This window comes from Mesorhizobium sp. SP-1A, assembly GCF_032460275.1.
In the GTDB taxonomy this organism is placed as follows: Bacteria; Pseudomonadota; Alphaproteobacteria; order Rhizobiales; family Rhizobiaceae; genus Mesorhizobium.
The window spans coordinates 1,058,826-1,070,724 of sequence record NZ_JAVXZD010000002.1 but is presented as its reverse complement, the minus strand read 5'-3'; the positions used below and the strand labels follow the sequence as shown (position 1 = coordinate 1,070,724).

Annotated in this window: 11 protein-coding genes and 13 tRNA genes; 2 read left to right on the top strand and 22 right to left on the bottom strand. The window is 50.5% G+C overall.

Going from position 1 to position 11,899, the window contains the following annotated elements:
* Nucleotides 1–34 precede the first annotated feature (34 nt).
* Together QU595_RS14365 and QU595_RS14360 are read right to left on the bottom strand one after the other, a co-directional pair.
* A complete protein-coding gene (locus QU595_RS14365) occupies nucleotides 35–595 on the bottom strand; it encodes an HNH endonuclease (RefSeq protein WP_315923032.1) in 561 nt (186 codons plus the stop codon).
* A 265-nt stretch (nucleotides 596–860) separates the two neighbouring features.
* Nucleotides 861–1,844, bottom strand: coding sequence for an ATPase, T2SS/T4P/T4SS family (locus QU595_RS14360; protein WP_315923030.1), 984 nt, complete (start codon nucleotides 1,842–1,844; stop codon nucleotides 861–863).
* Nucleotides 1,845–1,982: 138 nt separating this feature from the next.
* Here QU595_RS14360 and QU595_RS14355 point away from each other — a divergent pair, with 138 nt between their 5' ends.
* Together QU595_RS14355 and QU595_RS14350 are read left to right on the top strand one after the other, a co-directional pair.
* Entirely contained in the window at nucleotides 1,983–2,651 is a 669-nt protein-coding gene (locus QU595_RS14355; RefSeq protein WP_315923028.1) for a MucR family transcriptional regulator, read from the top strand.
* Nucleotides 2,652–2,761: 110 nt separating this feature from the next.
* A complete protein-coding gene (locus QU595_RS14350) occupies nucleotides 2,762–3,628 on the top strand; it encodes an HD-GYP domain-containing protein (protein ID WP_315923026.1) in 867 nt (288 codons plus the stop codon).
* A 33-nt stretch (nucleotides 3,629–3,661) separates the two neighbouring features.
* Here the strand turns inward: QU595_RS14350 and QU595_RS14345 are convergent, their stop codons facing one another.
* The 20 genes from QU595_RS14345 to QU595_RS14250 form a co-directional block, all read right to left on the bottom strand.
* On the bottom strand, nucleotides 3,662–4,186 hold the full coding sequence (locus QU595_RS14345; RefSeq protein ID WP_315923024.1) for a hypothetical protein: 525 nt from the start codon (nucleotides 4,184–4,186) through the stop codon (nucleotides 3,662–3,664).
* Nucleotides 4,187–4,467: 281 nt separating this feature from the next.
* Nucleotides 4,468–4,542: transfer RNA gene (locus tag QU595_RS14340), tRNA-Thr, on the bottom strand.
* A 30-nt stretch (nucleotides 4,543–4,572) separates the two neighbouring features.
* Nucleotides 4,573–4,648 (bottom strand) — tRNA-Met (locus QU595_RS14335).
* 14 nt (nucleotides 4,649–4,662) lie between these two features.
* Nucleotides 4,663–4,737: transfer RNA gene (locus QU595_RS14330), tRNA-Ile, on the bottom strand.
* An 8-nt stretch (nucleotides 4,738–4,745) separates the two neighbouring features.
* Nucleotides 4,746–4,820: transfer RNA gene (locus tag QU595_RS14325), tRNA-Ile, on the bottom strand.
* Nucleotides 4,821–4,836: 16 nt separating this feature from the next.
* A tRNA-Val gene (locus QU595_RS14320) sits at nucleotides 4,837–4,911 on the bottom strand.
* Nucleotides 4,912–5,129: 218 nt separating this feature from the next.
* Nucleotides 5,130–5,205 (bottom strand) — tRNA-Ala (locus tag QU595_RS14315).
* A 396-nt stretch (nucleotides 5,206–5,601) separates the two neighbouring features.
* Nucleotides 5,602–5,679: transfer RNA gene (locus QU595_RS14310), tRNA-Met, on the bottom strand.
* A gap of 156 nt (nucleotides 5,680–5,835) precedes the next feature.
* Nucleotides 5,836–5,911 (bottom strand) — tRNA-Met (locus tag QU595_RS14305).
* A 40-nt stretch (nucleotides 5,912–5,951) separates the two neighbouring features.
* A tRNA-Gly gene (locus tag QU595_RS14300) sits at nucleotides 5,952–6,025 on the bottom strand.
* 121 nt (nucleotides 6,026–6,146) lie between these two features.
* Nucleotides 6,147–6,222 (bottom strand) — tRNA-Ala (locus tag QU595_RS14295).
* Nucleotides 6,223–6,283: 61 nt separating this feature from the next.
* Nucleotides 6,284–6,358: transfer RNA gene (locus QU595_RS14290), tRNA-Gly, on the bottom strand.
* Nucleotides 6,359–6,384: 26 nt separating this feature from the next.
* Complete coding sequence (locus QU595_RS14285) at nucleotides 6,385–6,540, bottom strand: hypothetical protein (RefSeq protein WP_315923022.1); 156 nt, start codon at nucleotides 6,538–6,540, stop codon at nucleotides 6,385–6,387.
* Between the two features lie 24 nt (nucleotides 6,541–6,564).
* A tRNA-Val gene (locus QU595_RS14280) sits at nucleotides 6,565–6,641 on the bottom strand.
* A gap of 63 nt (nucleotides 6,642–6,704) precedes the next feature.
* A tRNA-Asn gene (locus tag QU595_RS14275) sits at nucleotides 6,705–6,780 on the bottom strand.
* Between the two features lie 644 nt (nucleotides 6,781–7,424).
* Nucleotides 7,425–8,060: a zeta toxin family protein gene (locus tag QU595_RS14270; protein WP_315923020.1), complete on the bottom strand. Its 636-nt coding sequence runs from the start codon at nucleotides 8,058–8,060 to the stop codon at nucleotides 7,425–7,427.
* Nucleotides 8,038–8,250: a hypothetical protein gene (locus QU595_RS14265; RefSeq protein ID WP_315923018.1), complete on the bottom strand. Its 213-nt coding sequence runs from the start codon at nucleotides 8,248–8,250 to the stop codon at nucleotides 8,038–8,040. Before QU595_RS14265 ends, QU595_RS14270 begins: the two co-directional genes overlap by 23 nt.
* A 72-nt stretch (nucleotides 8,251–8,322) precedes the next feature.
* Entirely contained in the window at nucleotides 8,323–9,339 is a 1,017-nt protein-coding gene (locus QU595_RS14260) for a metallophosphoesterase (RefSeq protein ID WP_315923017.1), read from the bottom strand.
* Nucleotides 9,332–11,512: an AAA family ATPase gene (locus tag QU595_RS14255; protein WP_315923015.1), complete on the bottom strand. Its 2,181-nt coding sequence runs from the start codon at nucleotides 11,510–11,512 to the stop codon at nucleotides 9,332–9,334. The genes QU595_RS14260 and QU595_RS14255 overlap by 8 nt, the downstream gene beginning before the upstream one ends.
* Before the next feature lie 10 nt (nucleotides 11,513–11,522).
* Entirely contained in the window at nucleotides 11,523–11,804 is a 282-nt protein-coding gene (locus tag QU595_RS14250; RefSeq protein ID WP_315923013.1) for a hypothetical protein, read from the bottom strand.
* Nucleotides 11,805–11,899: the final 95 nt, after the last annotated feature.

Here is an 11,899-nt window from a genome sequence, read left to right as displayed (position 1 = left end):
AAGAAAAAGCCCCCAATTGGGGGCTTCTCCATTTTTAGCGCTCCAGCTCTGATTCCCAATAGAGGAAATCGATCCAATCTTTGGGTGCCGGACTGCTCCTGATGAGCTTCTTTGCGTTGCGAGCCAATTCAAACTGAGTTGGCTTGCGCGGCGTTGGATCAGGAAACATTTTGCTTTCCTTTGGCGTCCTGTTCGCCTTGCGCAGGTTGCATGGCGTGCAAGCGCAAACAATGTTCTCCCAGCTCGTGTCGCCACCCCGCGACTTTGGCATCACGTGATCGAACGTCAGTTCGGCGGTCGTCAGGTCCTTGTTGCAGTATACGCACCGACCATGATCGCGCAGCCAGATATTGGTTCTGGAAAACGCGACGCAATGCGGAACTTTTTTGTATTGCGTAAGGGCTACGACGCTTGGCAGGCGAACAGATGAAGTGGGGCTTTTGACCTCGACATCATACTCTGCCACGCGCACGAGCTTGTTCAGAAACAGGCCGCGAATTGCCTCCTGCCACGTCAGCGTCTTCAGAGGGAAGATGCTGATAGGGCTGAAGTCGGCGTTTAAAAGTAAGGCAGGATAACTGTTTTCGTAGATCATGATATTCCCCGTAAAAATCTGTAGCCGGAGAACACCAAGAATTAGTATTTTGTCCGGCTAGTTGGCCGAACCGGACGATGTCCCTTCAACCAAAAGAGTATTCCAAATCAGAGCGCAGGAATTCACCTGCCGGGAGCATCGCTGTCCCGCCATCATAAATCCCGACCGAATTGATCTGCATTGCGCTCATTTGTTCTACCCTTTATCCCGCAAGAGGGATGACTTTATTCCTGCCTGAGCGCATTGAGAAAGTCAAACAGAAACTTTACCTGGTAGGAACGGGCTTGAATGTAGTGACATGGTTGTCGTTCAGGCTTCCTACTTCTCCGTTTACAATAATTGCCTTTATCTGTTCCTTATTGAGCTGAGTTGGTATGACCGCATCGATATGCGGGCCGTCAGTTCTGAGAGTCTGGTGAAGAATGCCAACAAGACGGTCGCCAAGAATGCTCCTTGCCACGGGACCGAGCTTGTTTTCAGCGAGATGGAGGATCGCCTGAACGGTGTCGGCCGCCGACGCTGCGTGAATGGTAGCGAAGACAAGGTGTCCGCTTGTCACTGCTTTAAGCAATTGTTCTGCAGCCTCAGGAGAGCGGACTTCACCGATCAAGATATATTCTGGGCGTCGACGCATAATTCCTCGAATGCTTTTAGCCCAATCTTCTTCATTTTTAATTTCAGTTTGGAGGCAATATCCTTTTTCAGAAATAGCGCCCTGAAGCTGGTACTCGACAGGATCTTCACACGTAATTGCTAAGCCGCCGAATTTCTCCAGATAATATTTTAGCGCTGCTACGGAGGTAGTGGTTTTCCCGTCGCCAGTTCGTCCACCAACCAGAACCAATCCCCGTTGCCTGCCCCATCCCTGGATATCTTTCAGCAGATTTGCATTAATTCTCAAGTGATCGAGGTCAGGAAGATCCAAGGGAACAGCGCGGACGGCGGCCCATTCCATGTCTTCAGCTGCCTTAAATCGAGAGTATCTGAGACGGAGCGCGCTGTATTGAACAGTGCCATCGTCCTCCTCTCTTTCCCTAATCATATTGCGAATTTTGTTAATCGCAGGCTGGTATTTTCGGGGAACAATGTAATTACCAGTTTCTTTGACCTTAGTTGGGTCTGGTCGAAATCGGGTTGGAACGTGCAGATGAGCTTCACTCATAGTCATATATAAATCGGTAAAAGGAAGCTGCATGATATCGGCTTCAGGCAAAATCTGAGCGCTGGTATCGTTCGTGTCGTGGGACATCTGGTTTTGCCTTCTAGTGTTTCGTTCTCTTTGATAAGGATAACTTGATAACGCTCATTGCCAAACGCCGGCGATTTTGCTTGATATGAAATGGGCAAAATGCAATAGAGATCTAAATCACTAACTCAGGAGGCTTAGATGGCTGGGCTTCATATCGGCTCATGGAATTTGAAACCTACTAATCAGCAGGTTGTGGGTGCGACACTCAGATTTTTAGACGCTTACAAGTCTCGTAACAATGTGAGTGATGATTCTCTCGCTTCATTGAGTATGGAAATCCTTTCAAAAGCTGACAATGCTTTTGAACTTGCAAACAGGGCATCGGACAGTTCGGGTGCAGTCGTTGATGCCGCTGAAACTGAATTCAGGCGCTTTTTGGCTTCAGAGGGGATTACGGTCTCAAGGGTAACGCCTGTTCAGGCCCCTTCTGCTGCTCCTGTATCGATAAGACCGCGAGATATCTCTCCAGCGCCTGTGATTGCGGAACCAACCGTCCAACCCGCGCCACGTCCTCGCGGGCGTGCTCGGAAGCTCCGCCCCATGATCAATGGGCACGAACTTCCGAGGAATGTGACGTCTCTTGAAGAAACGATTTCCATGAAGTCAATTGTATGTCTTGAGGACGGTAGGAAGGTGAAAGACTTGGCCGCCCACCTCAAGTCATTTAATATGACGCCTGCACAATATCGCGAGAAGTGGGGTCTTTCTGCAAGCTACCCGATGCATGCTCCTCTGATGATCTTGCAACGCGGAGCTACGTTTGATGTCGATTATACAACTGGTACTCGTCGTCGCGTTCGTATCTGACCGCACCTGACATTTAAGGATTGTAAGGGCGCGTCCTGGTTGGAAGCCTTTTTGTTTGTGCCATTCGTGGGCGCTCTTCACCATTGAATTCGAATGGTGGAGTTTAGCTCATGTCGACATCGTCGAATATTACCGCGCTTATGCGAGAGATCCCTCGTGGGATTTCCTTTGCAGATCGTTTGACCTGGCTTGAAGCACGGGAAACGGCTGTCCGCAAGGATGTGAAGCTGCATTCAGATGGCGTTGCGCGCTTTGCGACGGTGTTGGCTCATGCGGTGGGTTTTGATGTGGATTATGTGGCTACTTTGAACGATGCAGCTCGTTGGCACGACATCGGCAAACTGGCGACCCCAGATGCGGTTTTGAACAAATCAGGAAAGCTGGACGACAGTGAACGAACGATCATGCAGCGGCATGCATCGGACGGAAGCGTTTTGCTCGGCGACGATGCGCCCCAGATTTGGAGAGACGTCGCAAAATACCATCATGAGCGCTATGACGGCTTTGGCTATCATGGCCTAAAGGGCGAGAATATCCCAGTTTCTGCTCGTTTGATCGCTATTGCGGATGTGTTCGACGCATTGACCCAAAAGCGTGTCTATAAGAGCGGGATGACGGCTGAGGCGGCCTTGTGTTTGATGTCTGCGAATGTTGAAAGCCCTGGTTTCGGCAGACGTGCATTTGATCCCATCTTCCTTCGAGTGTTTGTTGCCGATTATCTCAACAAGGCTAATCACAGTTTCACTGACGATGGCCGCAAGATGTTGGAGACCTTTGCCGTCTCCGACCCGATGAATGACCTAGATGGCGATAAATACAAAAATGATGGCTGGTTGTTGAAGCTGAATGGAAAACGATTGAAGTACGCGCAGGCAGAAAACGGTAATGACAGGTTACTGGAAATTCACGGATCTACAGGTGAGCTACTTTTTGATGTTAGGCAGCCTGAATTATCAAACTGCCGAAAGCTCGCGTAAGGATGGCTAGCTCGACTCTGGCCTGATGTTATCTTAAATTTGGAACGAGTTCCTTGTGTTTAGAAGGTCTTCCAGAGTTTCGGTTGGATCGCCTTCTCTTTGCTTTCGAACTCTCTGTCGATGTGAGTGCTTAATGGTCGACATCCAGGCGTCGCCGCCCCCATCCCAATAGACTGTATCGCCATTTTTCAGAATATAATGTTCGCGAAAATCGCCGAAATCTGCCCACGCATTTTCGGTAGGAACAACTTTGACGATTTCCTCGGCATATTCACCTAGTTCGCCATGTTGCAGAATGACAATGTCGCCAACCTTAAAAGAAGCGCCTTGAATCGGGAAGTCGTCGACGTTGCCGATCAACTGCCCTCTCGAATTGGCCATGACTTTGACATCTCCGTGCTTCTCGAAAAACGCTTTTAGCTGGTCCTCCCACTTCTTGCTGCCTTTCCCGACCATCCATTTATGGCGGAGACAGGTGTCGCCGCTCGGATAGTGGGTGATCCGGACGCGGTGCGGGTAATCAACCTCGAAATATGGTTTGCTCCTATCGACTTTCATGACAACTCCTCTACATTTGCAGGAGATTGGCATATTCTCAGGCGAGTTACATCATGTCTAAAATAAAAAGGCGAGCCATAGCTCCCGCCTTTTATGAGTTATGCCAGTCGGTAGATTGAGAAACAATCGTATCTCACCAAACCCATATCGAGCTGATAAAACAGGAGAAAACCTCCGTCGACTCAGGCGTCTAATGATGCCCTGCAGTCGTCACTACGGATTAGGGCCATAACCCAATTAATACTAATTGAAGAAAATATAGCAATGGAGGTTTTGGAATGTGGTGCTGCAAGAGAGGATCGAACTCTCGACTTCCTTCTTACCAAGAAGGTACTCTACCACTGAGTTACTGCAGCATCTGGACATTGATGGTGGAAACGATGTTTTGGTGGCAGTAGATAGGATTGAACTATCGACCTACGGCTTATGAGTCCGCCGCTCTACCAACTGAGCTATACTGCCAAAACTTTGATAACTGGTGTCAATGGCAAGGATCGAACTTGCGACCACACGCTTATCAAGCGCGTGCTCTACCGCTGAGCTACACTGACATCAATTCTGGTGCGTGCAGGAAGGCTCGAACTTCCGACCGCTGGTTTATCGGACCAGTGCTCTACCACTGAGCTATGCGCGCAAACTGTTAAACTGCGTGGTGGGTTCGGGAAGGATTGAACTTCCGACCTTCGCCATGTCAAGGCGACGTTCTACCACTAAACTACGAACCCGAATTGGCCTGCCGAGCGGGATTTGCACCAAGAGCCACCACAGCTCCTTTTTCGCTACCTTCCACCCCACTGACCATTTGATGATCTCGCCGCCCTGGTGAGGGGCTAGATTTCATCGGCCGAGTTCCTCACGGAATCCTCTGGTGGCTGCCCATCGATTGGGCCTTCGACAGATTTATGATGCGAGATCGCCTGTAGTGGCGCTTCATCGCGGAATATGGTGGAGCCAAGCGGGATCGAACCGCTGACCTCTTGCATGCCATGCAAGCGCTCTCCCAGTTGAGCTATGGCCCCATATGAGTGAATGACTTTACCGCCGTGCAGGAATCGAACCTACCTTGGAACCGACAGGCCGCGCCCAGGTTCTCTTATGGATTCACCCCACCCAGTTGGAGCATCCGGCAGTAAAGTCTCCGACGCATTTGCGCATCGGGATGATCGATGGCCGTGAGGCCGAAGTGGTTGAGCTATCTGGCTGCTCTATCCTGCCAAAGGGTTCGAGGCCTGATTGATCCCAGTACATCCGTGGTAATCGCTACGGGCCTCTACGCGGCAACGAATGCCGCTGTCTCATCGACGTCGCAATCAATGCGCCATCTTTTTGAAGAATGGGAAACCGCTTATTATTTCACACACTGCGCAGACGTTTCGAACCGCCGCAGGGCTACTTTACTCGCGATTTCCCAAGCTTGGTTGCGGAGGTCGGATTCGAACCGACGACCTCAAGGTTATGAGCCTAGCGAGCTGACCTGGCTGCTCCACTCCGCGATAACTTGGTTGCCGTTTCCAGCAAATTCTGTAGGCGTTGCTCTCCACGCCCCAAAGTCTAGGCCATTCTGACCACGGTAGCCCATTAATAATTTCGGGCGTCTCGCATCCCTAACGGGAGCGGAATATGTCGACACTCGGTTGAAGGCCGACATCTGGTTGCGGAAGTGGGGATCGAACCCAACGACCTTCGGGTCATGACCCCGACGAGCTACCACTGCTCCATTCCGCGTTTCGTGTGACGTATTTAAACGTCAAATTCAGTGAATTTCTGGAGCGGGTGAAGGGAATCGAACCCTCGTCATCAGCTTGGAAGGCTACTGCTCTACCATTGAGCTACACCCGCATTTGTAATCTGCCCCAACCGTGGAATTTTCTCCCGCGTACCTGATAGATTCCTCGCATAATTACGTTGAGCCGCCCTTAAGGCATGTCGCTCCCCTCGCCCATTAATGAGCTACAAATTCTGGTGGAGAATATCGGGTTCGAACCGATGACCTCATGCTTGCAAAGCACGCGCTCTCCCAACTGAGCTAATTCCCCATAGTCCTGATGTTGTTTCTCAAATCGCCGCCCGTCAAGGACCAGTTCGGAAGGCAATTCGTGGAGCGGGCAAAGAGATTCGAACTCTCGACTTTCACCTTGGCAAGGTGACACTCTACCACTGAGTTATACCCGCAATTATCGACATTCAAATGTTATAGATCATCTGTTGCGCGAGAAGAATTTCTCAAGCACGACATTCTCGGCGCTAAATGTATCTTCAAACTTCCTAACTGGCTGTTTTAGAACACTAACTGGACATGCACGAACGAGCTTTTCACCCGATTTACGTCCTGCCGAAGCCTCATTTCTTTGCATTTCCATCTCCTCTCAATTGCAATTTGGTGCGTCCTGACGGGATCGAACCGCCGACATTCTCCGTGTAAAGGAGACGCTACTACCAGCTGAGCTAAGGACGCGAATTCTCCGCTCGCCGCGACAATCAATATCCGCGAGCTTTCAGGTTTACCTGAAGTGAAAATTGGCTTGGATGGCAGGGTTCGAACCTGCGACAACCTGGTTAACAGCCAGGCGCTCTACCAACTGAGCTACACCCAAATATGCGAATGCCTTGCTTCATTTTATGCACGAAGCAGCCAATCTATCTGGCGCTAAGCACAAATCTCAGCAGAAGCATTCGCGAGATTTTATCGTTTCCATCAATGTCAAAGAACATGCCCTCGGTTGAGAGCGGTAGTGAACGTCGTCGTCGTCGGTCGTCGTTCATGTTTACTAAGTTAGCCTGGCCAAAAACGTAAGTCAACAACAAAAATCAAAAAAATATAATTATTTCAACGACTTAGCTTATGGCGCAATACTTCCCCGTTCGCCTCTTTTGAGGCGTCCGAAAATTTGGTTAGTGCTTGGTGTCTGCGGCGAGTGACCGCCGCCCCGTTACCGTCGTCGTCCATTGTCGTTTTTCCCCGAGGCCAAAAAGAAAAGGCCCCTTCCGTTTCCAGAAGGGGCCTTGGTTCTTCAGAACCTTGGGGATTTTGCTACCTCGCGTTAATCCCTACTTCGACACCCTTCTGTGCTGAGCGCACGACAATACCACGTCCGCCCGCCATATTGGCGGTGACGTTGATGGTATTAATCGCGATAGCGCGCACGGAATGCATCTGAATACCTTTTCTCCTGAGCTATTTAGCTCTTTCTACAATATACATCGATTGATGCGCAATCGTCAAGGGCTTGATGAATAATCATCTTGGTCCCGGTTTTTTCGCATCTGAAGTGATTTCAAAATTATCTCTTAATATGCCGAAAATTCTTTCGTGTAGCTCGTTCCCATCCTCAAAGTTGGTAGCTATGACCATTCTGTCTTCAACGTGGGCAATCAATTGAGGGCTTTCGCCCGAGTTGTCATAAATAAGAGCAGTATCAACAAGCTGTAGTGCTGGAGACAGATTTGAAAAGGACTTGTCATATCTTCGTGTAATGGCTTCGATTGGGATATCATGCCCACCCTGTTCAACTCTGCTCTGAACTCGCTTGACGTTGAGGAGAGTGGAATTTACGCAGACAAAAAGAAGATCTACGGTGTATCCGTGATCTTTTGCACTCCTTATTACATTCATAGACTGATGGCTGCTTAGGGTTGTTTCATACGTGAACGATTTTCTGGTTTCGATCTTATTGTTTATTGCTTTTATAGCTATTTTGCCCGCCGCAATAGACCCAGCATTGGGGTTACCTTCCCTTTTAAGGGCCGCCTCAATATGGTCAGCGTTTATGAATTCTCCAGGCGTTTCAATTTCCTTGGCAATCGTCGATTTACCTGATCCGTTCGGACCTGCAAGGATTACGCAGTATAACTCATCTTCCCATTCGTGCTCCATTTTGCACCCCCTCTTCCTCTCCCTCGATGTGAACTCTTGTCCCGTCTGGATTTTCTTGAGTAATAGTTTTTCCCTCGCCCTTTTCTACATAGTAGGCTGGCACGCCCTTCTTCTTGCTTTCTTCGATAGCCTTTCGACCCATTTGACGGATCGATTCTGAATTCTTTTTAATAGCATCCGAGATTCTCATTGCATTCTCCCTTTCGAGGCGATCCTGTGCATACATAGTGTGTCTTGCGGCAAAACGTAAGCCTGACGGCTCTCAAACCTTCACTTCAGCGATAAATTGTTTCTCATTCTTAACGGTCCTAGATAGCAGGCCGAGAACAATGTCTTGGACCTCGACCGAGGTTTTCTCTCGCTCGAATTTGTCCTTGATGTCTTCAAGGAGGATCGAGCCGTCGTCGCTCTTGGCCATTTCCATGGAGCTGTTGGCGTTCAAAAGGTTTACGAAGGCGCTATCGAAATCCTTGTTCGATTCTGGAGTCGGTGCTTCACCTGGCGAGATAGCATCGATCAGCTTGCCCGTGAGGTCAAAGATGATCTTCTCATGCGGGATCACGAACTTTTCGAGGCTTCCCTTGGCCGTCAATGCGAAGACGGCGGGTTCATGATCGATGGCGTCGACATGCTGGCGGATGATGTTGCCTGGATTAAACCAAACAGTCGCCCCTACCCTCACAACGTTCTTGCGCAGGTGCATATGGCCGTTCACGACCAGCTTGCAGCCGATGATCGCTTGAGGAGCCACCGATCCCGGATAAGGGTTCTCGAAGGCGACGTCGTGATGGGTGAGCCAAACGATCTGGTCCACCTGACCGAAGAATGGGCGAGCGTCGGTTGGGAAGCTCTGGCCGTAAGGTGTCGCTCCGAGGCCTACAATCTTGTCGCCGATCTTGAACGTCTCGAACGCCCCTGCCTTGGTGCAGACGTTTAGAACGCCACTTTCTGCGATGATCGCCAGCGTATCGGAATCTGTCAGTGTGTCATTGACCTTGTCGTGGTTGCCCACATTCGAGATTGGTGTCGTCCAGCATTGTCGCAGGATGCGGATGAGTTTTGTCTTGAGCGATTCATCCTTCTCAACAGCGTCATCAAACATGTCGCCGAGGAAGCAGGGTACGAACCTGCGTTCATTGCAGATGTTGATTGCGTACTCGATCTTCTTGAGAACCGTCGCACTGAAGTTTCCGTCCTTGCGTCGACCAGGCTTCTTGGAGCTGAGGTGCGGATCTCCGATAAAAAGGATGCCTTCCACTTCACGATAGGTTTCAGTCATGTGCGTGCTCTTCCGTGTGGCTGTGGCCAAGCAGGGAAGCCGCGCTTCCAATAGTGCTGTGGCAAAGTGGGCAAGTGTGGCCCATCGAGCCGACAACCGTTTCCAGCTCGCTCTCTACATTCTTCATCTCGATCTCGGTCTGTGCCAGCTTCTGCTTTGTGGCTTGAACCCGCGACGACGCCTTCCCGATTGAAGTCAGGAGATCTTCAGGAACCTTATTGTCGGCAAGCTGAGGCATTGCGTCTGGAAGAGAGGCCAAAATTGCACTCCGTTCTTTGACCTTCCCTACATAGATGCGCGTATCCCGAAGCGCCTTTCCGCATTTGATGGCTTCTTCATTCCTGATGATCCCCGGCATTGCCTGAGGCAGATGCTGCAGGATCGCCAACGTCCTTGAATTGCGTTCGATGGTTTTTGTAGCCGACACGATGGTCGAGAGCGCTGAGTTCAGGGAACGGATGTCATGAAGCTCCGGTGCGACAGCAGGCAGTGATGCCAAAGCCTCGGCGACCTTTTTGTTACGAGCAATGCGTTGCGAACTGGATTCGATATTTTGCGCAACATTGACGAGGCGTTCATTGTTAATAAGTGCAGGCCCATTCGCAGGCAGGTCAGCAAGGGCACTAAGAACGGCTCGCTTCGAGGACACCTTCTGACTGGAGGCCAAAATCGCGTCTGCAAGCCCCTCAAGCTTAGAGATCGTCGAGGCCTGCTGTTCCATTTTTCGGACAGCTTCAGCGTCTGGTAGCTGTGCCAGTGCGTCGAGCTTCCTGATGATGGACGTTTTGACTGCGACCGCCTTGTTCAGACTATCGGCTGCAAGCTCCAATTTCGATGTCTCTTCGGCAGTGGTCTGGAATTGCTGAAGGAGCTGGCTCGCCTTTTCAACCAGCAGTCGACACTCTGGCAGTGCGGACAGCTTCTCTAGGCGACTAAGCAGAACGCCCATTTCAGCTTCGCCTTCCTTTACCCGTGCACTGTCGGCCGCACACTGGTCCTTATGAAGGGTCAGCATCGTGCGGATGTGGCTGGCTTCTTGGCCAATAGACAGCACTGCAGCGCGTTTGGAAGCAGGCTGATTCAGTAGGAAGACTGGTTCTTTTTGTTTGATGGCGTGAATGTCCATGCCTTCAAGAGACCCGATCTTGAATTCAGACATGATCCAATCAGGAACCGTGCGGCCGCCAGTGTTAAACTCTTCGCTCACAAGAGATCCGTCAGCTTCAAGGTAGCGCCAGCGATTGATTGGATTACGCTTTGCCTGACGGTCCCAAGACAGAACACGACCACCTGCCATACCGATTTCTACGGTGCACATGCGTTCGCTCCATCGAATAAGACTGTCGCGCGCCTCACCGTAGAAAACAGCGCGGAAAGCGCGAACAAACGAACTCTTGCCGATATTGTTGGTGCCGACGAGAGCATTCACGCCAGGTGTCAGGTGGAGAGTTTCATCAACATAGCCCTGAAAATTTTTCAGGCGAATCCATCGGATGCCCGTTTCCTCATTCGTCCATTGATAAGGACGAGGATTGTTTTCGATCCGGACACCTTCTGGGTGTTCTGGATGACCAGAGAGCTTTGCGATTGAGATGCCGTCATTAAATGTAGCTACGTCGTGGTGAGACACAGCGAGACACTGAACGCCGATCTTGCGCGCAGCGTCCTTGACCACACCATAGAAAGCTGGGACGCGTTCTGTCGCGACCCAGCAATCGCTTTCGTCGAGTAGCAGAAAACGATTCATGCCCGAACGAACGACGCCAATCATGCGAAGGCCAAGAGAAACAAGGTTGGTAAGCGCTCCGCCCTGATCCTCGTAGATATCCTCAGAACGGTCGTTGGAACGCCTGGAAACGATATCGAGAGACGGCTGGCCGCGTTCAATCTGGAGATCGAGGCCAATCGGTGCTTCGTTCGGAAGCACTTCGGTCACGAGGGCAGTAAGCAACATCTCATAGTTCGAGACGAGACGGGCATTGGCATCAGCCTGCAATTGTTCGAGGAAATCGCTGACTTTTGATTTGTTCGCGAGACGCCCCTTCGCAAGTCCGACTTCATTTGTCAGAATTTCACGCCGACGAATGAGCGATGTCTGCTCGCCGACAAGCTCTGCGATTTTACGTTCGGCTGCGGATAGATGGTTTCGATGAGTAAGGACGTCCACGATCATTTGCGTCACCTCAAGCGCCACCCTCGACAGCAGCAAGCTTGGACGCAATGGTTTCTAGAACCGAACTGAATTCGTCGACGCGCTTCGTATTTTCCTCGTAATTCTGAAGAATTTTCTGACGGATTTCGTCTTCGTTATCAGTGCCAGCAACTGCAATTGCCTGATCGCGAGCGGCCTGAAGATCAGCCTCGGCACGCTCCAATTCAGCGCCAGTTCGAATTTTTAGATCACGAAATTGCTCGTATTTTGGGCGAAGCGCTTCCAGGCGGGCAACGTTGTCAGAATCTTTCATTTGATTTCACTCCTAATTGCTCGATATTATAAAGTAAACCAATCTCCAATGTCAACATAATTGGCAGATTAATGTATTTAAGCGCCCTATCTTAA

Bases quoted from the DNA above. Each gene is read 5' to 3' on its own strand.
- QU595_RS14365 (WP_315923032.1), bottom strand. From the start codon at position 595: ATGATCTACGAAAACAGTTATCCTGCCTTACTTTTAAACGCCGACTTC.
- QU595_RS14360 (WP_315923030.1), bottom strand. From the start codon at position 1,844: ATGTCCCACGACACGAACGATACCAGCGCTCAGATTTTGCCTGAAGCC.
- QU595_RS14355 (WP_315923028.1), top strand. From the start codon at position 1,983: ATGGCTGGGCTTCATATCGGCTCATGGAATTTGAAACCTACTAATCAG.
- QU595_RS14350 (WP_315923026.1), top strand. From the start codon at position 2,762: ATGTCGACATCGTCGAATATTACCGCGCTTATGCGAGAGATCCCTCGT.
- QU595_RS14345 (WP_315923024.1), bottom strand. From the start codon at position 4,186: ATGAAAGTCGATAGGAGCAAACCATATTTCGAGGTTGATTACCCGCAC.
- QU595_RS14285 (WP_315923022.1), bottom strand. From the start codon at position 6,540: ATGCAAAGAAATGAGGCTTCGGCAGGACGTAAATCGGGTGAAAAGCTC.
- QU595_RS14270 (WP_315923020.1), bottom strand. From the start codon at position 8,060: ATGGAGCACGAATGGGAAGATGAGTTATACTGCGTAATCCTTGCAGGT.
- QU595_RS14265 (WP_315923018.1), bottom strand. From the start codon at position 8,250: ATGAGAATCTCGGATGCTATTAAAAAGAATTCAGAATCGATCCGTCAA.
- QU595_RS14260 (WP_315923017.1), bottom strand. From the start codon at position 9,339: ATGACTGAAACCTATCGTGAAGTGGAAGGCATCCTTTTTATCGGAGAT.
- QU595_RS14255 (WP_315923015.1), bottom strand. From the start codon at position 11,512: ATGATCGTGGACGTCCTTACTCATCGAAACCATCTATCCGCAGCCGAA.
- QU595_RS14250 (WP_315923013.1), bottom strand. From the start codon at position 11,804: ATGAAAGATTCTGACAACGTTGCCCGCCTGGAAGCGCTTCGCCCAAAA.